Source organism: Lysobacter sp. (assembly GCF_035655815.1).
GTDB lineage: Bacteria > Pseudomonadota > Gammaproteobacteria > Xanthomonadales > Xanthomonadaceae > Lysobacter_J.
On the sequence record NZ_DASRTS010000005.1, the window covers coordinates 26,995 to 49,385 of the forward strand.

The 22,391-nt window shown below is 67.8% G+C and carries 23 protein-coding genes; 19 read left to right on the plus strand and 4 right to left on the minus strand.

All coding sequences use genetic code 11. The features are described from left to right. Nucleotides 1-49 precede the first annotated feature (49 nt). A complete protein-coding gene (locus tag VFE83_RS00755) occupies nt 50-1,003 on the minus strand; it encodes a MoxR family ATPase (protein WP_324902950.1) in 954 nt (317 codons plus the stop codon). Between the two features lie 178 nt (nt 1,004-1,181). On the opposite strand from VFE83_RS00755, the gene VFE83_RS00760 reads away from it, so the two are divergent. Beyond that, nucleotides 1,182-3,029: an ArnT family glycosyltransferase gene (locus tag VFE83_RS00760; RefSeq protein WP_324902951.1), complete on the plus strand. Its 1,848-nt coding sequence runs from the start codon at nt 1,182-1,184 to the stop codon at nt 3,027-3,029. A gap of 3 nt (nt 3,030-3,032) precedes the next feature. On the opposite strand, the gene VFE83_RS00765 is transcribed toward VFE83_RS00760, so the two are convergent. After that, entirely contained in the window at nt 3,033-3,617 is a 585-nt protein-coding gene (locus VFE83_RS00765) for a Maf family protein (RefSeq protein ID WP_324902952.1), read from the minus strand. Beyond that, complete coding sequence (locus tag VFE83_RS00770) at nt 3,614-3,973, minus strand: hypothetical protein (protein WP_324902953.1); 360 nt, start codon at nt 3,971-3,973, stop codon at nt 3,614-3,616. The genes VFE83_RS00765 and VFE83_RS00770 overlap by 4 nt, the downstream gene beginning before the upstream one ends. A 135-nt stretch (nt 3,974-4,108) precedes the next feature. Between VFE83_RS00770 and VFE83_RS00775 the strand changes: the two genes are divergently transcribed. The 14 genes from VFE83_RS00775 to VFE83_RS00840 all read left to right on the plus strand — a co-directional run bounded on the left by VFE83_RS00775 (nt 4,109) and on the right by VFE83_RS00840 (nt 15,469). Then, on the plus strand, nt 4,109-4,627 hold the full coding sequence (locus tag VFE83_RS00775; RefSeq protein WP_324902954.1) for a YceD family protein: 519 nt from the start codon (nt 4,109-4,111) through the stop codon (nt 4,625-4,627). An 18-nt stretch (nt 4,628-4,645) separates the two neighbouring features. After that, nucleotides 4,646-4,840, plus strand: coding sequence for a 50S ribosomal protein L32 (rpmF, locus tag VFE83_RS00780; RefSeq protein ID WP_206861083.1), 195 nt, complete (start codon nt 4,646-4,648; stop codon nt 4,838-4,840). 183 nt (nt 4,841-5,023) lie between these two features. Continuing rightward, on the plus strand, nt 5,024-6,004 hold the full coding sequence (locus tag VFE83_RS00785) for a beta-ketoacyl-ACP synthase III (RefSeq protein ID WP_324902955.1): 981 nt from the start codon (nt 5,024-5,026) through the stop codon (nt 6,002-6,004). A gap of 190 nt (nt 6,005-6,194) precedes the next feature. Next, the gene (gene fabD / locus VFE83_RS00790; protein ID WP_324902956.1) at nt 6,195-7,151 is read left to right on the plus strand and encodes an ACP S-malonyltransferase; all 957 of its coding nucleotides are present in this window, start codon (nt 6,195-6,197) and stop codon (nt 7,149-7,151) included. Nucleotides 7,152-7,273: 122 nt separating this feature from the next. Further along, on the plus strand, nt 7,274-8,017 hold the full coding sequence (fabG, locus tag VFE83_RS00795; RefSeq protein ID WP_324902957.1) for a 3-oxoacyl-ACP reductase FabG: 744 nt from the start codon (nt 7,274-7,276) through the stop codon (nt 8,015-8,017). A 130-nt stretch (nt 8,018-8,147) separates the two neighbouring features. Continuing rightward, nucleotides 8,148-8,387 (plus strand): acyl carrier protein, encoded by a 240-nt coding sequence (gene acpP / locus VFE83_RS00800; RefSeq protein ID WP_031373652.1) that lies wholly within the window; start codon nt 8,148-8,150, stop codon nt 8,385-8,387. A gap of 164 nt (nt 8,388-8,551) precedes the next feature. Beyond that, nucleotides 8,552-9,802 (plus strand): beta-ketoacyl-ACP synthase II, encoded by a 1,251-nt coding sequence (gene fabF, locus VFE83_RS00805; RefSeq protein ID WP_324902959.1) that lies wholly within the window; start codon nt 8,552-8,554, stop codon nt 9,800-9,802. A 111-nt stretch (nt 9,803-9,913) separates the two neighbouring features. Beyond that, complete coding sequence (locus VFE83_RS00810; protein ID WP_324902960.1) at nt 9,914-11,275, plus strand: aminodeoxychorismate synthase component I; 1,362 nt, start codon at nt 9,914-9,916, stop codon at nt 11,273-11,275. Continuing rightward, nucleotides 11,275-12,090 carry an aminodeoxychorismate lyase gene (pabC, locus tag VFE83_RS00815; RefSeq protein WP_324902961.1) on the plus strand — a complete coding sequence of 272 codons (816 nt, stop codon included), beginning with the start codon at nt 11,275-11,277 and terminating at the stop codon, nt 12,088-12,090. The genes VFE83_RS00810 and pabC overlap by 1 nt, the downstream gene beginning before the upstream one ends. Next, a complete protein-coding gene (mltG, locus tag VFE83_RS00820) occupies nt 12,087-13,166 on the plus strand; it encodes an endolytic transglycosylase MltG (RefSeq protein WP_324902962.1) in 1,080 nt (359 codons plus the stop codon). Before pabC ends, mltG begins: the two co-directional genes overlap by 4 nt. Continuing rightward, nucleotides 13,163-13,801, plus strand: a complete 639-nt coding sequence (gene tmk / locus VFE83_RS00825) for a dTMP kinase (RefSeq protein ID WP_324902963.1) — start codon at nt 13,163-13,165, stop codon at nt 13,799-13,801. Before mltG ends, tmk begins: the two co-directional genes overlap by 4 nt. Next, the gene (locus VFE83_RS00830; RefSeq protein WP_324902964.1) at nt 13,798-14,775 is read left to right on the plus strand and encodes a DNA polymerase III subunit delta'; all 978 of its coding nucleotides are present in this window, start codon (nt 13,798-13,800) and stop codon (nt 14,773-14,775) included. The genes tmk and VFE83_RS00830 overlap by 4 nt, the downstream gene beginning before the upstream one ends. Further along, complete coding sequence (locus tag VFE83_RS00835) at nt 14,772-15,137, plus strand: PilZ domain-containing protein (protein ID WP_324902965.1); 366 nt, start codon at nt 14,772-14,774, stop codon at nt 15,135-15,137. The genes VFE83_RS00830 and VFE83_RS00835 overlap by 4 nt, the downstream gene beginning before the upstream one ends. Nucleotides 15,138-15,139: 2 nt before the next feature. Beyond that, nucleotides 15,140-15,469, plus strand: a complete 330-nt coding sequence (locus tag VFE83_RS00840; protein ID WP_324902966.1) for a low molecular weight protein tyrosine phosphatase family protein — start codon at nt 15,140-15,142, stop codon at nt 15,467-15,469. A 62-nt stretch (nt 15,470-15,531) separates the two neighbouring features. On the opposite strand, the gene VFE83_RS00845 is transcribed toward VFE83_RS00840, so the two are convergent. Continuing rightward, nucleotides 15,532-17,616 (minus strand): 3-hydroxyacyl-CoA dehydrogenase NAD-binding domain-containing protein, encoded by a 2,085-nt coding sequence (locus VFE83_RS00845; protein ID WP_324902967.1) that lies wholly within the window; start codon nt 17,614-17,616, stop codon nt 15,532-15,534. Nucleotides 17,617-17,838: 222 nt separating this feature from the next. Between VFE83_RS00845 and rpoE the strand changes: the two genes are divergently transcribed. The 4 genes from rpoE to lepA all read left to right on the plus strand — a co-directional run. Next, nucleotides 17,839-18,459 (plus strand): RNA polymerase sigma factor RpoE, encoded by a 621-nt coding sequence (gene rpoE / locus VFE83_RS00850; RefSeq protein WP_324902972.1) that lies wholly within the window; start codon nt 17,839-17,841, stop codon nt 18,457-18,459. After that, nucleotides 18,456-19,373, plus strand: a complete 918-nt coding sequence (locus VFE83_RS00855) for a sigma-E factor negative regulatory protein (RefSeq protein WP_324902968.1) — start codon at nt 18,456-18,458, stop codon at nt 19,371-19,373. Before rpoE ends, VFE83_RS00855 begins: the two co-directional genes overlap by 4 nt. Nucleotides 19,374-19,460: 87 nt before the next feature. Next, the gene (locus VFE83_RS00860) at nt 19,461-20,978 is read left to right on the plus strand and encodes a DegQ family serine endoprotease (protein ID WP_324902969.1); all 1,518 of its coding nucleotides are present in this window, start codon (nt 19,461-19,463) and stop codon (nt 20,976-20,978) included. Nucleotides 20,979-21,097: 119 nt separating this feature from the next. Next, nucleotides 21,098-22,391: translation elongation factor 4 (gene lepA, locus VFE83_RS00865; RefSeq protein WP_324902970.1), on the plus strand; the 1,294-nt coding region annotated here is incomplete at its 3' end.

Consider the following 22,391-nt stretch of genomic DNA (forward strand, 5'->3'; position numbering starts at 1 on the left):
AGGCATGGAAACGCGCGTACAGGCGCCGTGCGGCGGCGACCGGCATGGATCAGTCCACCGGTACCGCGTGCAGGATGGCCTTCGCCAGTGCCGCGTCCTTGCCGGCGTCGACTTCGGCCACGAGCCGATGCGCCGCCACGGCAGGAAACAGCGCCTGCACATCTTCCGGCAGCACATGCGCGCGACCCAGCAGCATCGCGTACACGCGCGACGCACGCAGCAGCGCCAGGCCCGCGCGCGGCGACAGGCCAACGCGCACGCCAGGATGGCGACGGCTGCGCGCCAGCAGCGCCTGCACGTAGGCGATCAGCGCATCGCTGGCATGCACCTGCTGTGCCGCACGCCGCGCGGCGAGCACATCCTCGCTGCCCAGCAGCGGCATCACCATGGCGATCATGTCGCGGCGGTCGTCGCCGGCCAGCAGGTCGCGTTCGGCCGCTTCGCCGGGATAACCCAGGCTCAGGCGCAACAGGAAGCGGTCGAGCTGCGAATCGGGCAGCGGATAGGTTCCGGACAGGTCCACCGGATTCTGCGTGGCGATCACGAAGAACGGCTCTGGCAGTACGTGCGTCGTGCCGTCGGCGGTCACCTGGTATTCGGCCATCGCCTCGAGCAGCGCGCTCTGGGTGCGCGGCGGCGCCCGGTTAATCTCGTCGGCCAGCAGCACCTGCGTGAACACCGGGCCGCGATGGAACTGGAACTCGCGCGACTGCGGGTCGTACACGGACACGCCGACGACGTCGGCCGGCAACAGGTCGGAAGTGAACTGCACGCGCTGGAATTCCAGCCCGAGCGTCGCCGCCAGCGCATGCGCGAGCGTGGTCTTGCCGAGTCCGGGCAGGTCCTCGATCAGCAGATGGCCGCCGGCGAGCAGTGCGACGAACGCGAGGCGCACCTCGTGCGGCTTGCCCAGCACCAGTGCGTTGACCTGTGTCTGCGCGCGGTCGAGGGACTGGCGAAGACCATCGGTTAGCATGGGCGCCGTCGTAAGGGGTACCGCCATCGTGCGTGTCTCCTGGATGCTGTTGCGGCCGCCGGTTGCAACGCTGCGCGCGGATGCCCGAAGCATGCCGGATCAGTCTGCCTGCCGGTGTTGCGACGCGGGTGCTGCGGGTGCCGTACTGTTGGCCCGCCATCGCGGACGCGCCGATTCCACCTGAGTGTAGCGAGGTCAAGAACGGATGCGGGATGCAGTACAGGCACGGCGCACGTTCTGGGTGCTTTGGGTTTCCATCGCACTGATCAAGCTGGCGGTCGCCGCGCGACTGCCGCTGTTCGTCGACGAAGCCTTCTACTGGCAGGAAGGCCAGCACCTGGCGGCGGCCTATTCGGACCTGCCCGGCCTCACTGCATGGCTCACCCGGCTCGGCGTGGAAGTGGGCGGCGATCACACTCTTGCGCTGCGGCTGCCGTTCCTGATCATCGCGGCGTGCGTGCCGTTGCTGATGGTCCACGTCGCCTCGCGTGAGTTCGGCGCGAAGACGGGATGGCAGGCCGGCATCCTCACCCTGTTGCTGCCGCTGGCCGGCACGCTCGGCCTGATGGCGCTGCCCGATGCGGCGATGGCACTGGCCACGCTGCTGTGTTTGGACGCAGGTGCACGCCTGCTGCGCCAGGTCAGTCCTGCCGCCGCGCTCGAACTGGCCGCGGGTCTCGCGCTGGGTGCGTTGTGTCATTACCGTTTCATCGCCGTGATCGCCGTGGGCTTTATCGCGTTGCTCATGCTCGAGGATGGCCGGCGTGCGCTTCGCGACGTGCGCGTGATGGTCGCGATTGCTTTCGGCGCGTCGGCCTGGGCGCCCCTGGTGGCGTGGAACCTCGACAACGCCGATGCGGGACTCCGCTTCCAGCTGGTGGATCGTCATCCCTGGGCGTTTCACGCCGACGGCATCCTGTTCATCGGCATCCAGGCATTGCTGGTGACGCCGTTGCTGTTCGCGGCGATGTTCCTCGCCGCTCGCCGCAGCATTGGCTGCGCGTCCACGGTTTCGCGCTACTTCGCGCTGCTCGGCGCGGGTGTGGTGACGGGCTTCTTTGCACTCGGGTTCTTCGCCGACACCGAGCGGGTGAGTTTCCATTGGCCCCTGCCAGGCTATCTCGCGTTGCTGCCGCTCGTGCCCGGTGTACTGGCGACGTGGCCGCGCGGCTGGCGCATCGCCACGATGGTGCTTGCGGGCGCCGGTCTGGCTGCGCAGCTGGCCTATTACGTCGCCGTGTCGAACGCGAAATGGCGCGAAAGCACGGCCGCCGAGAAATGGTATCCGTCCAACTTCGCCGGCTGGAAGCCGCTGGCCGATGCCGTGCGCGAGCGGTTGGCCGCCATGCCGACGGACACGCGCATCGTGGCCGACAACTTCAAGATCGGCGCCGAGCTCGGCTTCGCGCTGGGCGATCACCGCATCCGGGTGCTGGACCATCCGATCAACCACAAGCACGGTCGCGCACCGCAATTGCGCCTGTGGAACCTGCACACGCCGGGGCGCGAAGCCTGGAGCGATACGGCCGTGCTGCTGGTGGTCGGCGCGAGCGAGGTGAAGTACCGGGACCTGCTTGATCGCTACCACGAACTCTGCGCGATGGTCGGCCCGCTGCCACCGCCGCAGGTGCTCAACATCGATCACGGGCGCCAGCGCTTCCTGTTGTTCGCGCTGGAAGGGCAGCGCGCGAGCGGGCTATGCACTACGCCGTCCATGGCCTGGATCGACGCGCCCACAACCGGGGCCCGCGTAGGCCGTCGATTCGATGTGCATGGCTGGGCGTTCAAGGACGGGACAGGGCTCGCCGGCGTCGAAATCACCTTGGACGGCGGGGTCGTCGCCAAGGCGGACTACGGCCGAGACTTCCCCGGCCTGCAACGCGTGTGGCCCGTGTCCAACGACCCGCAGCATCCGAAGGTGGGCTTCGATGCGAAGGTTGACCTGACAGGCCGCGAAGTAGAGGCCGGTCGCCACTGGCTTGGCCTGCGCCTGATCGGGCGGGACGGCAGTGTCGAGACGTGGTCCGAGCAGCCGGTGGTGCTGGAGGAGTAGCCGTCAGGGCAGGGCGAAGCCGGCCTCGCGCAGCAGGCGCGCGGTGGCGATCAGCGGAAGGCCGACCAGAGCGGTCGGATCGTGGGTCTCGATCGCGTCGAACAGCGTGATGCCCAGCCCTTCGGACTTGAAGCTGCCGGCGCAGTCGTAGGGCTGCTCGGCGGCCAGGTAGCGCTCGATCTCGTCCGCCCCCAGCGTCCGGAACCGCACCACGGTGAAGTCCAGCGCCTCCAGGATCTCGCCGTCGCTGCGCATCAGGCACAGCCCGGTCAGGAACCGCACCGTGAGTCCTGACATCGCCTGCAACTGCGCCGTGGCGGCTTCGTGCGTGCCCGGCTTGCCGAGCGGACGCCCATCGAACTCGGCCACCTGGTCGGAGCCGATCACCCAGGCCTCCGGATGCCGGGCGACGACGTCGGTGGCCTTGGCCCGGGCCAGCCGGCGCGCCAGCGATTCGGGTGTCTCGCCCGGCTGCGGGGTCTCGTCCGTGTGGGGACGCGCCACGTCGAAAGGCACCCGCAGCCGTTCCAGCAACTCGCGGCGGTAACGGGAGGTCGAACCCAGGACCAGGCGGGGCGGGGCACTCATGCGGTCGGGACGCGGGCCTGGGCAATGCGGGACAATTGCTGGTCGATCCGGCCACGGGCGGCGTCGATGGACGTGCGGACCTCGTCCAGCTGCTCCAGGCTGGCCTCGCGACCGTGGTCGCGCAGCCACAGGCGCTGGCGGAGCATCTCGCGCATGGCTTCGCCGACCGGGTCGTCGCCACCGGTGCCGGCCACGGCTTCGATCTCGGCACGCGCAACCCGCAACTGGGCCTCCAGCGCGTCGGCGGCGTCCAGGACCTCGCGCATGGCCCGCTCGCGACGACCCGGTCGGTAGCGGGCGAACGCCAGCGCCGCTACAACGAGCGCAGACACCAGCAGGATCAGGGTGATGGTCACGATGGCGGATCGCTGAACGGAATGGCGCCAGTCTGACGCCGGCCTTTCCGGGCGGCAAATCGCGCGCGCCGATAGTGTGAAGTCGCAGGTTCAGGTTTGACATGGAAGGGGCGACTCCCTAACATTCCGCAGCTTATGTCAGCGGACCTGCCCGAGATTCTGGATGCTTGGCGCATGGTGGCGGCACGGCGCGGCGTCGAAGGCCGCGTGCCGTTGTCCACGCTGGCACGGTTGCGGGACAGCCTAGCCGACACCGAAGGCGACGTACGCTTCGCGCTCGAATTCGATCGCGATCCGCTGCGGGTGCCTTACGTCGAGCTTCGCATCGATGCCGAGTTGCCGCTGACCTGTCAGCGCACCCTGCAGCGGTTCCTGTTGCCGGTGAGCATCGTGCAGCGGCTTGGCCTGATCCGCGACGAAGCGGAAGAGGCTGCGCTGCCGCCAGGATACGAGCCGTTGCTGGTGCCGGATGACGGCCAGCTGCGGACCGTCGAACTGGTCGAGGACGAGTTGATCCTCGCCGTTCCGGTCGTGCCGATCATGCCCGGCACGGAAGCGGTGGAACGCGACTGGCCCGCGGCCGAACAGGCCGGCGAGCCGGAACGCGCGAATCCATTCGCTGCGTTGTCGGTATTGAAGAAACATTCGAACTAGTTTTTTTGGAGCAAGACCATGGCTGTCCAGAAGTCCCGCGTTTCCCCGTCCAAGCGTGGCATGCGTCGTTCGCACGACGCTTTGTCCGCCAAGCAGCTGGCCACCGACCCGACCACGGGCGAGACCCACCTGCGTCACCACGTCACTGCCGATGGTTACTACCGCGGCAAGAAGGTGATCGACACCAAGTCCAAGGTCGTCGACGAAGAGTAATCTCTTCGCCCACCGCCGCGCCGCGCGCCGGTCGCTCGACCCGCGCGGCCGCCGCCGGACCCGGGCCGTCTGCCGCCGTCAGGTCCCGCTCGGCAACGGCGGAGTTCCCGCACCGGCCTGGCCGGTGGGGATTCCCGGCAAGGTGCCCGTCCGGGCCCATCACGGCTGTGCAGCGGAGTGGCGATGACGCAAACGATTTATTCCCGCATCGCGGGAACCGGCAGCTACCTTCCCGAGAAGGTGCTGACCAACGACGACTTGGCCAAGATCGTCGATACCAGTGACGAATGGATCGCGGCCCGCACGGGCATCCGCGAGCGTCACATCGCTGCCGAAGGCGAGACCACCAGCGACCTGGCCTACCACGCCGCCACGCGCGCGCTGGAAGCCGCCAGCGTCGATGCGAAGGAGCTCGACCTCATCGTGGTCGGCACGACCACGCCCGACCTGATCTTCCCGTCCACCGCCTGCCTGCTGCAGCACCGCCTGGGTGCCAACGGCTGTCCGGCGTTCGACGTCAATGCGGCGTGCACCGGCTTCGTCTATGCGCTGACGGTGGCCGACAAGTTCATCCGCTCGGGTGCGGCGAAGACCGTGCTCGTGGTCGGTTCGGAAACGCTGACGCGCATGCTCGACTGGAGCGACCGCTCCACCTGCGTGCTGTTCGGCGACGGCGCCGGCGCAGTGGTGCTCAAGGCCGATAGCGAAACCGGCATCCTCAGCACCCACATGCACGCCGACGGCGGCAAGAAGGAACTGCTGTGGAATCCGGTCGGCGTGTCTGTCGGCTTCAAACCGGAAGAGCACAACGCCGGAGTGCGCGTGCTGATGACCGGCAACGAGGTCTTCAAGCATGCGGTGAAGGCGCTGGACTCGGTCGTGGAGGAAACGCTGGAGGCCAACGGCCTGGATCGCCACGACATCGATTGGCTGATTCCGCACCAGGCCAACCTGCGCATCATCGAAGCCACGGCCAAGCGCCTGGACATGCCGATGGAACGCGTCATCGTCACGGTCGATCGCCACGGCAACACGTCGTCCGGTTCGGTGCCGCTGGCGCTGGACGAGGCCGTGCGTTCTGGCAGGATCCAGCGCGGCCAGCTGTTGCTGCTGGAAGCGTTCGGCGGCGGTTTCACCTGGGGCTCGGCGCTGATCCGCTACTGAGCTCCCGCAGGGTTCGACATCGCGACGCCTCCGCCGGAACCGGCGGGGGCGTTGTCGTTTCAGCGGCCCGCAGCGACGTGCGGTCGCATTTCACGGTTCCGGAATGGACCGCCTGCTTCAGTACGTGGCGGTACAGACGCCCTAGAGCAAACACTCGTATCATGCGCACTCTTTTTGCAGGGACCCCCGCGTGACCGATTCCACCGCGACCGCCTCCGCGCTCGCCTTCGTCTTTCCCGGACAGGGCTCGCAGTCGCTCGGCATGCTGGCCGAACTGTCCGAACTCCATCCGATCGTTCGCGAGACATTCGTCGAGGCGAGCGACGGTGCGGGCGTGGACCTGTGGGCGCTAAGCCAGGGCGGCCCGGAAGAGATGCTCAACCGCACCGAGTACACCCAGCCGGCGCTGCTCGCCGCGGGCGTGGCGGTGTGGCGCGCCTGGCGTCAGGCAGGTGGCGCGCAGCCGGGGATGTTGTCCGGACACAGCCTGGGCGAGTACACCGCGCTGGTTGCGGCCGGCACGCTGTCGTTGAAGGACGGTGCGCACCTGGTTCGCCTGCGCGGTCAGCTGATGCAGGAGGCCGCACCGGCCGGCGTCGGCGCGATGGCTGCCGTGCTCGGCGCCGAGGATGCGCTGGTGCAGGAAGTCTGCGAAGCCGTGTCCGGCAGCGAAGTGGTCGTGCCGGCGAACTACAACTCGCCGGGCCAGATCGTGATCGGCGGCCACGCGGCCGCGGTCGACAAGGCGCTGGCGATGCTGGGCGAGCGCGGCGTACGCAAGGCGGTGAAGCTTGCGGTGAGCGTGCCTTCGCATACGCCGCTGATGCGCGAGGCGGCCAACCGCCTGGCCGAAGCGATGGCCGGCCTGTCATGGCGGATGCCGGATCGCCCGGTCGTGCAGAACGTCGATGCGCGCGTGCACGGCGATGTCGACGCCATCCGCGAGGCGCTGGTGCGGCAGCTGTATCTGCCGGTGCAGTGGACCGGCTGCGTGCAGGCACTGGTCGGTCAGGGCGTTACGCGTATCGCCGAATGCGGCCCGGGCAAGGTGCTGGCCGGACTGGTCAAGCGCATCGACAAGGCAGTCGACACGCGCGCCATCGGTACGCCGGGCGACTTCGAATCCGCCCGCTCCGAATGGGCGTGAACGACCGGGCGTGAATTTTTCTTGATGCGGGTCCAGGCGACGCAACGCGGATCGAGCAAACTCGGCTTCGCTGTCCTGCCTCCATCCGCGTGATCCTGTCAAAGGCTTGGTGAGGAACCCCCATGACGCAAGTACTGAAAGGTGAGATCGCCCTGGTCACCGGCGCGAGCCGTGGCATCGGTGCGGCAATCGCCGACGAACTGGCCGCGCAGGGCGCGACCGTCATCGGCACCGCGACCTCGGAAGGTGGTGCGAAGGCCATCGGCGAGCGCCTGGCTGCAAGCGGCGGTCATGGCCGCGTGCTCGACGTCAGCGACGCCGCATCGGTCGAGGCGCTGATCGACTCGATCGGCAAGGAGATCGGCGCGATCTCGATCCTCGTCAACAACGCCGGCATTACCCGCGACAACCTGCTGATGCGCATGAAGGACGAGGACTGGCAAGCCATCCTCGACACCAATCTCACCAGCGTGTATCGCACCAGCAAGGCGGTGATGCGTTCGATGATGAAGGCGCGCAAGGGCCGCATCATCAACATCGCCTCCGTGATCGGCGTGACCGGCAATCCGGGCCAGGCCAACTATGCGGCGGCGAAGGCCGGCATCATCGCCTTCAGCAAGTCGCTGGCGAAGGAGATCGGTTCGCGCGGCATCACCGTCAACGTCGTCGCGCCGGGTTTCATCGACACCGACATGACCAAGGCGCTGCCGGAAGACGCCAAGAACGCGATGCTGGGCCAGATCGCGCTGGGCCGCTTTGGCGAGCCCGCCGACATCGCCCGTGCGGTGGCGTTCCTGGCCGGCCCGTCGGCCGCCTACATCACCGGCGAGACCCTGCATGTCAACGGCGGCATGTACATGCCGTAAGGCGTGTCGCCTACCTGCCGTTCACACCATAACCGCTTGAACTCAAAGGGCTTTCGCGTATGCTCGCGATCGTCCGTGATTCATTTAGACTATTCCGTCGAATATCCCGTCCCGGGAGGAGTGAGTACCCATGAGCAGCATCGAAGAGCGCGTCAAGAAGATCGTGGTCGAACAGCTTGGCGTTAAGGAAGAGGAAGTCACCAACAACGCTTCGTTCGTCGACGACCTCGGCGCTGACTCGCTCGACACCGTCGAGCTGGTGATGGCGCTCGAAGAAGAGTTCGAGTGCGAGATCCCGGACGAGGAAGCCGAGAAGATCACCTCGGTGCAGCAGGCCATCGACTACGTGAAGGCTCACGTCAAGTCGTAAGTCCTGAACAAGGGGCCGGCCGTCCACGGCCGGGCTCTCAAGAAAGCCGCCGCCTCGCTGGAGGCGCGCGTTTACTTGAAAAATCCAGACCGGGGCCGCATTGCGGCCCCGTGTCATATGAGCCGGTCCATGCGCCGGCGTAGTGTTCGCAGACGGAGTGTTTCATGTCCAATCGTGCCCCCCTCCGACGCGTCGTCGTCACCGGCCTCGGCATCGTTTCGCCGCTGGGCAACGACCTGGCTTCCAGCTGGGACGGTATCGTCAACGGTCGCTCCGGCATCGGCCCGATCACGCATTTCGACGCGTCCGCCTTCACCACCCGCATCGCGGGCGAGGTGCGCAACTTCGACATCACCCAGTGGGTGAACCCGAAGGATGCGAAGAAGATGGAGGAGTTCATCCATTACGGCGTCGCGGCTTCGCTGATGGCGATCCAGGACGCCGGCATCACCGTCGACGAGTCCAACGCCGAGCGCATCGGTGCGCTGATCGGCTCGGGCATCGGCGGCCTGCTCGGCATCGAAGAGCAGACCATCAAGTACAACGAAGGCGGCCCGCGCAAGGTGTCGCCGTTCTACGTGCCCAGCACCATCATCAACATGCTGCCGGGCCAGGTGTCGCTGCTGACCGGCATCAAGGGACCGAACTTCTCCGCCGTCTCCGCCTGCGCCACCGCCAACCATTCGATCGGCATGGCGATGCGCATGATCCAGTACGGCGACGCGGACGTGATGGTGGCCGGTGGCGCCGAACGCGGCTCGTCGCCGACTTCGGTCGCGGGCTTCTGCTCGATGAAGGCGATGTCCACCCGCAACGACGAGCCGACCAAGGCGTCGCGTCCGTGGGACAAGGACCGCGACGGCTTCGTGCTCGGCGACGGCGCAGGCATCCTGATCCTCGAGGAGTACGAGCGTGCCAAGGCGCGCGGTGCCCGCATCTACTGCGAGCTCGCCGGCTTCGGTGCCAGCTCGGACGCGTTCCACATGACCGCGCCCAGCGAGAACGGCGAAGGCCCTGCGCGCTGCATGGCCGCGGCGATGAAGGACGCGGGCATCAATGCGGAAGACGTCGGCTATCTCAACGCGCACGGTACCTCGACCCCGCTCGGCGATCTGGCCGAGACGCTGGCCATCAAGCGCGCGCTGGGCGACCACGCATACAAGACCATGGTCAGCTCGACCAAGTCGATGACGGGCCACCTGCTGGGTGCGGCCGGCGGCGTCGAGGCGATCTTCTCCGTGCTGGCGCTGCACCACGGCATCATCCCGCCGACCATCAACCTGGACGAAGCGGGCGAGGGTTGCGATCTGGACTACGTGCCGCATACGGCACGCCAGGTGCAGGTCGACGTGGCCATGTCCAACGGCTTCGGCTTCGGCGGAACCAACGGTACGCTGGTGTTCAAGCGCGTCTGAGCGCCTGGGCCCGTGGAACGAGACGATCCCCGCTGCGGCGGGGATCGTCGTTTCCGGCCGCGTACGCCATCGGTGCGCAGGTGGAGTGCCGGATGGCGGACAATATCGCCCATGCTCCTGACCCGCTCCCTACCGTCGCTCGACCTGCTTTCGCTGCAGCGCCTGGCGCCATCGCGCTATCCACTGTTGCTCGAATCGACCGCGCACGGCACGGCGCAGGGACGCTGGGACATGCTGCTCATCGCCGACGGTGCGTCGCTGGGGCTCGGCACCGACGGTCTGGTGCGTGATGGTGATGGCGAGGTACTGCCGGGCAGCTTCTTCGATGTGCTCGACGCACACTGGCAGGCCGCACGCGCGCCGCGCGACGAGCCGCGCTGGCCGTTCCGTGGCGGCTGGGCATTGTTCTTCGGTTACGAGGCCGCGGCGCAGGTCGAACCGGTGTTGCAACTGCCCCCAGCCGATGGCGGCCTTCCGGTCGCTTTGGCGCTGCGTTGTCCGGCGGCGATCCTGCGCGATCACACCAGCGGCGAATGCATGCTGGTGGTCGAGCCGGGGCACGATGCACTGCAGTCCGGCGTGCTGGCGGATGTGGAGTCGGCGATGCAGATGCCGCCGTTGCCGGCCTGGCAACCGCCGGACGCCCTGGTCGAAGACGAGCCGCAACGTTTCACCGACGGCGTGCGGCGCGTGCTGGAGTACCTCGCCGCGGGCGATGTGTTCCAGGCCAATCTGTCGCGTGGCTGGCGCGCGCGTTTCGACCAGGCGCTGCAACCGGCGTCGCTGTTCCAGCGCCTGCGCGAGAACAACCCTGCGCCATTCGCCGGCGTCTTCGCGGGCGAGGACTGGGCCGTGGTCAGCGCATCGCCCGAGCGCCTGGTGTCCGTGCGCGGCGACATGGTGGAGACGCGTCCCATCGCGGGCACGCGTCCGCGCTTCGCCGGCGACGACGATGCCGCGCGCATCCAGGAACTGGTCGGCCATCCCAAGGAACGCGCCGAGCACGTGATGCTGATTGACCTGGAGCGCAATGACCTGGGGCGCGTGTGCACGCCGGGCAGCGTCGAGGTGGACGAGCTGATGACGGTGGAGAGCTACGCGCACGTGCATCACATCGTCAGCAACGTGCGTGGCCGCCTGCGTGCGGAGGCCACGCCAGGGCAGGTGATCCGCGCGGTGTTTCCGGGCGGCACCATCACCGGCTGTCCCAAGGTGCGTTGCATGCAGATCATCGCCGAGCTGGAAGGCGTGGGCCGCGGGGCCTACACCGGTGCGATGGGATGGCTCAACCGTGATGGCGACCTGGACCTCAACATCCTGATCCGCAGCGCGGAGCTGGAAGCCGACGACGACGGCAGCGTGCTGCGGTTCCGTACGGGCGCCGGCATCGTGGCCGATTCCGATCCGCAGCGGGAACTCGACGAGACCCGCGCGAAGGCACGCGGCATGCTGCGGGCGCTGGGAGTCGAGTGATGCGCGCACTGGTTTTCAGTGGTGCGCAACGCGTGGATGCCATCGACCCGGCCGATCGCGGACTGGCCTACGGCGACGGCGTGTTCGAAACGATGCGGGCCCATCGCGGCGACGTGCCTTGGTGGCCGGTGCATTGGCAACGCCTGCTGCGGGGCGCGCACGTTCTCGGTCTGCCCGTACCCGACGAGTCGCGTGCGCGCGATCAGGCGCTGCAACTGCTGGATGGATCCGACGGCGTGCTCAAGCTGTTGCTGACGCGCGGCGCAGGTGGGCGCGGTTACGCGCCACCCGTGGACACCAAGCCGACCTGGATCTTCTCGCATCATCCGCTGCCGGCTGCTACACCGGCGGACGGGCTTGCCGTGCGCTGGTGCGGAACGTCGCTGTCGATCCAGCCAGCGCTGGCAGGCTTGAAACACTGCAACCGGCTTGAACAGGTGCTCGCTCGCGGCGAATGGAGCGACACGTCGATCCACGAGGGCCTGATGTGCAGCACGGAGGGAGACGTGGTGTGCGCCACGGCCGCCAACCTGTTCGTGCTGCACGACGGCCGCTGGCTGACCCCGCCAGTGGACCGTTGTGGCGTGGCCGGGGTGTGCCGGGCGTGGGCACGGGATGCGCTGGGTGCCTCGGAAGCCCGGCTGGCTGTGATCGACGTCGAAGCGGCCGACGCGGTTTTCCTGTGCAATGCCGTGCGCGGTATCCTGCCTGTGGCGCGGCTCGGCGCTCGCTCATGGCGACCGCATCCGCAGGTGGCGCAATTGCAGCGTCGCCTGGCCGCCGAGCATCCCGCGTTCGCCACGGAGGTTGCGTGAGTCGCAAATCTGGACGCCGCTTCCGCGGCTTCTTCATCCTGCTCCTGCTGGTCGCCATTGGCGCCGGCGCCTGGTTCTGGCAGCGCTATACGAGCTTTGCCGACGCCCCGCTGTCCGGGCTGGACGCGGGTGAAACGCTGCTGGTCGAAAAGGGCGACTCGTTGCCAACCGTCGTGCGCAAGCTGCGCGAGGCCGGCGTGGAGCAGGGCGAGCTGATCGAGTGGCGCGCCCTCGCCAAGCAGCTCGGCGCAGCTGGCCGGCTGCAGGTGGGCGAGTACGCGCTCGAGCCCGGCACGTCGCCACGCAAGCTGTTGACCGCGATGCGCGACGGCAAGGTCGTGCATCGTCGTTTCACCATCGTCGAAGGCTGGAACATCCGCGAACTGCGCGCGGCGCTGGCGCGCTCGAAGGAGCTGCGCCAGGAAACGACCGATCTGGACGACCGGGCGCTGATGAAGGCGCTGGGGCATGAGGGGCAACATCCGGAAGGCCGCTTCCTGCCAGAGACATACCTGTTCACCCGTGGCGACAGCGATCTGGACGTGCTCAAGCGCGCGCACACGGCCATGGAAAAGGCCCTGGCCGATGCCTGGAGCCGTCGCCGGGACGACAGCGTGCTGAAGACGCCGGACGAAATGCTGGTGCTGGCTTCCATCGTGGAGAAGGAAACCGGCATCGCCGAGGAACGTCCGCGCATCGCAGGCCTGTTCGAGCGTCGCCTGCGCATCGGCATGCGCCTGCAGACCGATCCGACCGTGATCTACGGCATCGGTGCAAGCTACGACGGCAACATCCGCAAGCGCGACCTGCTCACCGACACGCCGTACAACACCTACACGCGCGCGGGCCTGCCGCCCACGCCGATCGCCATGCCGGGCACGGACGCGCTGCACGCCGTCGCGCGCCCGGCGCCGGGCGAGGAGCTTTACTTCGTCGCAGTGGGCGACGGCAGCGGACGTCATCTGTTTGCGCGTACGCTGGCCGAACACGAAGCCAACGTGCAGCGCTACCTTCAGCGTTACCGTCAGGGCCGTGCCGCACAGGCCGCGCAAGGCCAAACGCAGGAGCGGCAATGACGCTGCGCGTGTACTCGCGTTTCATCACGCTGGAAGGCGGCGAGGGCGCCGGCAAGTCGACCGTGCTGTCCGCATTGCGCGATGTGCTTTCCGCCACCGGCACCGATGTTGTCAGCACGCGCGAGCCGGGCGGTACGCCGCTGGCCGAACAGATCCGCGGCCTGCTGCTCGACACGCACCACGAGCCGCCCACGGCCGACACCGAACTGCTGCTGGTCTTCGCCGCGCGCGCGCAGCACGTACGCGAGACCATCGTGCCTGCACTCGAACGCGGCGCCTGGGTCATCAGCGACCGCTTCACCGACGCCAGCTACGCGTACCAGGGCGCGGCCCGTGGCGGCGACATCGAATTCATCGCAGAACTCGAGCGCCGCGTTGTCGCCATTGCACCGGGAATGACGCTGTTGCTGGACGTGCCGGTCGACGTCGGACTGCAGCGTGCGCGCGGCCGCGGCGCGGCGGATCGCATCGAAGGCGAGCGGGACGATTTCTTCGAGCGTGTGCGCGCCGGTTACCTCGAGCGTGCGCGCCTGCAGCCGCAACGCTTCCGCGTGATCGACGCGACCCAGCCTGCCGCCGTGGTGGCGGCGCAAGCCGTCGCGCATTTGCGCGAGTGGCTGGAGCGCAACCCATGAGCACGCCGGTTGCCTCGTTCGCGCCCTGGCAGCAGCGCGTGTACGACCAGGCGGTCGCGGCGCTGGACGCCGATCGTCTTGCGCATGGCCTGTTGTTTTGCGGTCCGTCGCAGTTGGGAAAGCGCGCCGTGGCGGAACGGCTTGCCCAGCGTCTGCTTTGCCAGAAGCCGCTGTCGGACGGTGAGCCCTGCGGTCAGTGCCGCAGTTGCCATCTGCTTGCGGCGGGCACGCATCCGGATTACCAGTTCGTCTCGTTCATTCCGAACAAGGAAGGCACGCGGCTGCGCACCGAGATCGTGATCGAGCAGATTCGTCAGTTGTCCGAGCAGTTGGCGCTCACGCCGCAGTATGGCGGCGCGCAGGTGGCCATCCTCGAACCGGCGGAAGCCATCAACAACGCTGCGTGCAACGCGTTGCTGAAGACGCTGGAAGAGCCGGTGCCAGGGCGTTACCTGTGGCTGGTCAGCTCGCATCCCACGCGCCTGCCGGCGACGATCCGCAGCCGCTGCCAGCGTTACGAATTCCGTCTGCCGCAGGTGGACGAAGCACTCGCGTGGTTGCGCAGCCGCGGGCATTCCGAGGCCGCCGCGCGCGAGGCGCTGGATGCCGCGCGCGGACATCCCGGCCTGGCCCACGAATGGCTGGAAAACGACGGGCTGAAGCTGCGTCGCGATGTAGCGGCAGACATGGCGCGGCTGGCGCGCGGCGAAGCGGGCACGGTCGAGACCGCCCAGCGCTGGGTCGGTGACGAAGACGCCGCGTTGCGCCTGCGCCATGCCGCGGATCTGGCGCTGGCCGAGGCCGCTGGCTTGACCGACCCGGTGCGAACGCGCAGTCTGGCCGCGTGGTTCGACCAGGCGAACCGGACTCGCGATCTGCTGCGCACCACGGTGCGCGCGGACCTCGCGGTCACCGAATTGTTGCTGGCTTGGCGCGCCGCGAATGGCGGCCGGGTCGAGGGGGCTAGGAGATGAGCGGTATGAACGCAGCAGGCGGCGCGCGCCAGGGCATCCTGTCGTGCGCGATCAAGGACAAGGCGCAGCTCTACAGCGCCTACATGCCTTTCCTCAAGCAGGGCGGCATCTTCGTGCCCACGCCCAAGCGCTACTTCCTCGGCGACGAGGTGTTCCTGCTGCTCACGCTGCCCGAATCCACGGAGCGCCTGCCGGTGGCCGGCAAGGTGGTGTGGGTCACGCCGGTCGGCGCGCAGGGCAACCGTCCGGCCGGCATCGGCGTGCAGTTCGCCGACAGCGCCGAAGGCGAAGCGGTAAAGGGCAAGATCGAGGCCCTGCTGGCGGGCACGCTCAATGCGGAGCGGCCGACGCATACGATGTAGGCGTGAAGCACGTCCTGTTCATCTGCAGCCAGAACCGGCTGCGCAGTCCGACTGCGGAACACGTCTTCGCCGGTTGGCCCGGAGTCGAAACGGCTTCGGCGGGTCTCAACCATGACGCGGAAGTTCCGGTCACTCCCGAACTGCTGACGTGGGCGCAGATCATCTTCGTGATGGAGCGTGCGCACCGTTCGAAGCTGTCGTCGCGGTTCCGTGCGCACATCGGCCATGCGCGCGTGGTCTGCCTCGATATTCCCGACGATTACGACTACATGGACGTGGAGTTGGTCAGGTTGCTGAAAGTAAAGGTGCCGAAACATCTGCCGCGCACGTGATCACGGAACCAACAAAAAACGCGCCATAAGGGCGCGTTTTCTGTTTTGGGATGCGGCGCAGCTCAGGCGGCTTTCGTCGCCGTTTCCTCAGTCGCCTGCAGTACCGGGTTGTCCCAGCCGGGGCGGGGCTTGAACCGGTCGCCGTAGCGCTGCTGCAGCACCGACATGCGGGCGAGCAGGCCCTCCACGCCGGTTTCGCGGATGTACTGGATCGGACCGCCACGGAACGGGGCGAAGCCGGTGCCGAAGATCACGCCTGCGTCCAGCAGTTCCGCATCGCTGACCACGCCGTCGTGCAGACAGGCGACCGCTTCGTTGAGCAGCGGCAGGATCAGGCGGTCCTCCAGGTCCGACGGGATCTGGTAGTCCTTCGGCAGCGCCGGCTTCAGCGGCTTGCCGTTCTCCCACTTGTACAGGCCCTGGCCGTCCTTCTTGCCGCGCTTCCCGGCTTCCGGCGGGGTCGCCAGTGCGTCCGGAATCGGCAGACCGAGGAACGGCGCGAGTTCGGCACCTACGCCGGCGGCCACGTCCAGGCCGACCGTGTCGATCAGTTCGATCGGGCCCATCGGCATGCCGAACTTCACCGCCGCCTTGTCGATCGCCGCGCCGGGGATGCCTTCGGCGAACGCGGTCGCCGCCTCGAGCATGTACGGGAACAGCACGCGGTTGACCAGGAAGCCCGGCGTACCGGCAACGGGCACCGGCAGCTTGTCGATGGCCTTGCAGAACGCCGCCAGGCGCTGCTCGGTCTGCGGCGCGACGCGGTCGTGATGGATGATCTCCACCAGCGGCATCAGCGCGACCGGATTGAAGTAGTGCAGCCCCGCGAAGTGCACCGGACGCGCGATGTGCTCGCGCAGCTCAGTCAGCGGAATGGACGATGTGTTGGTGGTCAGCAACGCGTCGAATTTCATGCGCGGCTCGAGCTGCGCGTACAACTCGCGCTTTGCCTCGGCCTTTTCGATGATGGCCTCGATCACCAGGTCGGCTTCGGCGACGCCGTCACCGGCCAGATCGCCCTTCAACCGCGCGGCGACGTTGGCGCGCTTGGCCTCGTCCTTCACCTTCTTCTCGAAGAGCGCCTGCGCGCGGGTCATCGCGGCGTCGATGAAGCGCTGCTCGCGATCCTGCAGCGTCACGTTGAAGCCCTTGCATGCGGACCATGCCGCGATGTCGCCGCCCATCACACCGGCGCCGACGACATGCACATGGCGAATGCCGTGCTCCTTCCCGCCCAGGCCCTTCAAGCGTTCCTGCAGGAAGAACACGCGGATCAGGTTGCGTGCGGTCGGCGTGGAAGCCAGCTTGACCACCGCCTTGCGTTCGGCCGAAAGGCGCGCCTGGATGCCGCCGCCGCTGTTGGCCCAGCTGTTGATCAGCGCGTAGGGCGCGGGGTAGTGCTCCTTGCGTGCCTTGCGTGCGACCTGCTTCACCAGCATCGGCGCCAGCAGCTTGCGTGCCGGCAGCGTGTTGGTGAGCCAGCCCATGAAGCGCTGCTGGAAGGGACGCGGCGAACCGCCACGCAGCGCGACCGCGGCGGCCACGTCGACCAGGGTGGCGACGTCGGTGACCTTGTCGAGCAGACCATTGGCGCGCGCGGCCGAAGCGGACAACGTGCGGCCGGTCAGCATCATGTCGAACGCGGCCGGGGCGCCGATCAGGCGCGGCAGACGCACGCTTCCGCCCCAGCCGGGGAAGATGCCCAGCTTCACTTCCGGCAGGCCGATGCGGGTGGAGGAATCGTTGCTGGCTACGCGATAGCGGCAGGCCAGTGCGATCTCGGTACCGCCGCCCATGCAGAAGCCGTGGATGGCCGCGACGGTCGGGAAGGGCAGTTCGGCCAGGCGCTGGAACGTCTGCTGGCCGCGGCGGATCGCATCGCCGACCGTGCCCTTGGCGTCGAAGCTCTGGAATTCCCGGATGTCCGCGCCGGCGATGAAGCCGGTGGCCTTGGCCGAGCGCAGCACCAGGCCCTTCGGCGGGTCCAGCGCGAGGCGTTCGAGCAGGGTGTCCAGCTCGATCAGCACATCCTGCGAGAAGGTGTTGACCGGTGCGCCGGCCTTGTCGAACGACAGCACCAGTACGCCGTCGGGGCGCAGCTCGGTCTGCCAGTGCTGGAAGCGGAGACCGTCGAGGCCAGCAATCATTGCGGCACCATCCGTTCAGGTATGGAGAGGCCGCTATCATCCCGAGGATGTTTCGCCGGCGTCAACGTTGCGAGTGTGCGGCGGCCCGGGTTGGCGGGGCGTGACTGTTGCCGCTTGCGGGCGACCCGGGCGACCCCATTAATGATCGTGATTGAACTTTCGCCCGACAGGGCTGTCCATTCGTTCGGCCATGGCCGAGCTGACAGGAGCGCCGGCGCGGTTATGGCCGAAACAACGTTGCCAAAAGACTTGGAGTTGGACCAAGAGCTGGTCAGGCGTGTCCAGCGCGGCGACAGTGCGGCCTTCGATGCCCTGGTGCGCAAGTACCAGCATCGGATCACCGCCCTGATCGGGCGCTACATCCCCGACTGGAGCGAGTGCCAGGACGTCGCCCAGGAAACCTTCATACGCGCCTACCGGGCGCTGCCGAATTTCCGAGGCGATGCGCAGTTCTATACATGGTTGCACCGGATCGCCGTGAACACCGCCAAGAACCATCTGGTCGCACAGAACCGCCGCCCGCCGACGGACGATGTCGATGCGGCCGATGCGGAGCAGTTCGACACCGGCGCACGCCTGCGCGACACCGACACACCGGAACATGAACTTCTGCGGCAGGAAATTGAACGCACGGTGATGCGTGTGGTCGAAGGCCTGCCGGAAGAACTGAGGGCCGCAATCACCCTGCGCGAGGTGGACGGCCTGAGCTACGAGGAGATCGCGCAGAAGATGGGTTGCCCCATCGGTACCGTGCGTTCGCGGATCTTCCGCGCACGCGAGGCGATCGATGCGGAACTGAGGCCCCTGCTCGACAACGACACTTCGGAAGCAGCCAAGCAATGAGTTCCAACCACCATTCCACCGACGATCGCCAGATGCAGGAACGCGAAGTCCTGTGTGCGCTGTTCGATGGCGAACTGCAGGGCGACGAAGCGCGTTTCGCGCTCAAGCGCCTGGGTCATGACGTGCAGTGGCGCGAGGCCGTGGGCCGCTGGCAGATGTATGGCGACGTGCTGCGCGGGCAGTCCGCGGGGTTGGCCGCCGGCGGTTTCGCCGAGCGCGTGTCCGTGGCCATCGCGCAGGAATCCGCAACGCAGCAGGTTGCGCCGGTGAGATTGCCGGCCCATCGCCGTGGCTGGATCGGTGGGGCGCTGGCGGCTTCGGTCGCCGTGGTGGCGCTGTTCATCACGCGACCGTTCACCGATGACCCCGCGACCTCACCTGCCACCGATGTCGCGGCCACTCAGGTGGCCAGCGCCGGAGCCACCGCGGCCGTTGCGCCCGTTCGTCCTTCCACGCCGGTGCAGATGCCGTCGGCGCCCGCGCGACCGGCACCGGACCAGGCGGCGCTGGGCCTCAGTGCCGCCGCCGTCGCCGTGGCGGAAGTTCCGCGCCGCGTCGCCGACCGCCGTACGTCGCGCAGCCAGAACCAGCGGGCCGCGCTGCGCAACAGCCGGCAGTCCCAGGTTCCTGCCGCAGTCGCTGCGACGGCTGCCGCCGCGCCAATCGCGATCGCAGCAACCGGTACCGAGCGCTCCGAGGTTGTGCCCGTATTGAATCCCTTCCGGCCCGAGCATGCGGCGACGACCGTGCGGCCGTGGCCGCGTGCGGTGCTGCCGCAGTACTCCGCCGGGAGCGGTGCGATGACCGCGAGCTTCGGTGGCAACGCGGCATCGCCCTCGTTCTATCCGTTCGAGCCCACGCAGGGGCCGCAGATCGACCAGGGACCGTCGGACGGTAGCGACACGCCCCGCTGAGTCCTGCACAGCCAATCCGCATCCACTTTCGCGCCGCCGCAACGGCGCACATGACCACACTTACCCTGAATTCCGAGGTCGATTCCGATGAACCGTCCGCTTCGCTCGCTCATGCTCGTGGGTGCGATCGTCGCCGCTCTGCCGGTGGCGTGCACCGCGCAGCCTCCTGCCAATCCCATCGCGCCGCCGCCGGCCGCGCAGCCCGCGCCATCACTGGTGTCGGGCCTGCCGGACTTCACCGCGCTGGTCCAGCGCGTGGGCCCGGCCGTGGTGAACATCCAGGCCGAGGTTTCGCCGCGTCGCGCGGCGCGCGGCATGCCGAACGAGGAACAGATTCCTGAGATCTTCCGGCGCTTCTTTGGTGACGACCTGCCGTTCCCCGGCGGCCCGGGCGGTCCGCGTGGTCCCCGCGGCGGCGGTACCTCGCTGGGCAGCGGCTTCCTGATGTCGGACGACGGCTACGTGATGACCAATCACCACGTCGTCGAAGGTGCCGACAAGGTGACGGTGACGCTGTCGGATCGGCGCGAATTCACGGCCAAGGTGATCGGCAGCGACGAGCAGTCGGATGTCGCGCTGTTGAAGATCGACGCCAAGGGCCTGCCGTTCCTGCGCATGGCGCCGGCCAACGCGACCAAGGCGGGTCAGTGGGTGATCGCCATTGGTTCGCCGTTCGGCCTCGATCACTCGGTCACCGCAGGCATCGTCAGTGCCGTCGGCCGCAGCAATCCGTACGCGAGCCAGCGCTACGTCCCCTTCATCCAGACCGACGTCGCGATCAACCAGGGCAACTCGGGCGGTCCGCTGCTGAACACCAGCGGCGAGGTCGTGGGCATCAACTCGCAGATCTTCAGCAACTCCGGCGGCTACATGGGGGTGAGCTTCGCCATCCCCATCGATGTGGCGATGAGTGCCGCCGAGCAGTTGCGCGCGACCGGCAAGGTCAGTCGCGGACAGCTGGGCGTGCAGGTACAGCAGTTGACGACCGAGCTGGCCAAGAGCGCGGGCCTGCCTGACAGCAACGGCGCGCTCGTCGCGGAAGTGCTGCCCGGCAGCCCGGCCGAAAAGGCCGGCATCGAGCGCGGCGACGTCATCCGCGCGGTCGACGGCCGAGCCATCAACGAGTCCAGCGACCTGCCGCCGATCATTGGTTCGATGGCGCCGGGCACGAAGGCCAAGGTCACGCTGTTCCGCGACGGTCGCAACGTCGAGAAGACGGTCACCGTCAACGAACTCGACACCGGGCTGGCCGGCGGTGCGGCAACGCCGCGCCCCGATGCCGGTGACGGCTCCGCGCGTCCGTCCAACGGCAACGTGCTGGGCATGGTCGGGCAGGACCTGTCCTCCGCGGAGCGCCAGCGCCTGGGCCTGCGCTCCGGCGAGGGCGTCCTGATCCGCAATCCGGGCGACGCCGCTGCAGAAGCCGGGCTGCGTCCGGGCGATGTGGTGTTGCAGGTCGGCCGTGCCCCGGTCGGTTCCAGCTCGGCGTTGGACCGTGAGCTGGCTTCGGTGAAGGCCGGCCAGACCGTGATGCTGCTGATCCGCCGCCAGGGCGCGACCCAGTTCATCGCGGTCACCGCCGACGACGGGGCGAAGGCCGGCTGAGTCTTGCGTCCACCCCGATCCACGCCCGCCAGACCCGGCGGGCGCGGATCGGCCGCGGCGGGGCGTGTGCGATAATCGCGCGTTGATTTCAAGGAACGGCCAGCCTCGCGCGCCCCCGCATGCAGCAGATCAGAAACTTCTCCATCATCGCCCACGTCGACCACGGCAAGTCGACCCTGGCCGACCGCATCATCCAGCTCTGTGGCGGCCTCGAGGCCCGCGAGATGGAAGCGCAGGTGCTCGACTCCAATCCGATCGAGCGCGAACGCGGCATCACCATCAAGGCACAGTCCGTGTCGCTGCCGTACAAGGCGCGCGACGGCCAGACCTATTTCCTCAACTTCATCGACACGCCGGGACACGTCGACTTCAGCTATGAAGTCAGCCGTTCGCTGGCCGCGTGCGAGGGTGCGCTGCTGGTCGTCGACGCCGCCCAGGGCGTGGAGGCGCAGTCGGTCGCCAACTGCTACACCGCGGTGGAGCAGGGCCTGGAAGTGGTGCCGGTGTTGAACAAGATCGACCTGCCCACGGCCGACATCGAGCGCGCCAAGAAGGAGATCGAGGCCGTCATCGGCATCGACGCCGAGGATGCCGTGGCGATCAGCGCCAAGACCGGCCTCAACGTCGTGGACGTGCTCGAAGCCATCGTGCACCGCATCCCGCCGCCGAAGCCGCGCGACACCGACAAGCTGCAGGCGCTGATCATCGACTCGTGGTTCGACAACTACCTGGGCGTGGTCTCGCTGGTGCGCGTGATGCAGGGCGAGATCAAGCCGGGCGGCAAGATCCTGGTGATGTCGACCGGTCGCACCCACCAGGTGGACAACGTCGGTGTGTTCACTCCCAAGCGCAAGGTGCTGGACAAGCTCGGCGCGGGCGAGGTGGGCTGGATCACCGCGTCCATCAAGGACGTACACGGCGCGCCGGTCGGCGACACGCTGACTTTGGCGGCCGATCCGGCACCGAAGCCGCTGCCGGGCTTCCAGGAGATGCAGCCGCGCGTGTTCGCCGGTTTGTTCCCGGTCGACGCCGAGGACTACCCCGACCTGCGCGAGGCGCTGGAAAAGCTGCGCCTGAACGATGCGGCGCTGCGGTTCGAACCGGAAAGCTCCGAAGCGATGGGCTTCGGCTTCCGCTGCGGCTTCCTCGGCATGCTGCACATGGAAATCGTGCAGGAGCGTCTTGAGCGCGAGTACAACCTGGACCTGATCAGCACCGCGCCGACGGTGATCTATGAGGTCCTCAAGAGCGACGGGTCCATCGTGATGATGGACAACCCGGCCAAGCTGCCGCCGATCAACGCCATTGCCGAGATCCGCGAGCCGATCATCCGCGCCAACATCCTCACCCCCGAGGAGTACACCGGCAGCATCATCAAGCTGTGCGAGGAAAAGCGTGGCACCCAGATCGGCA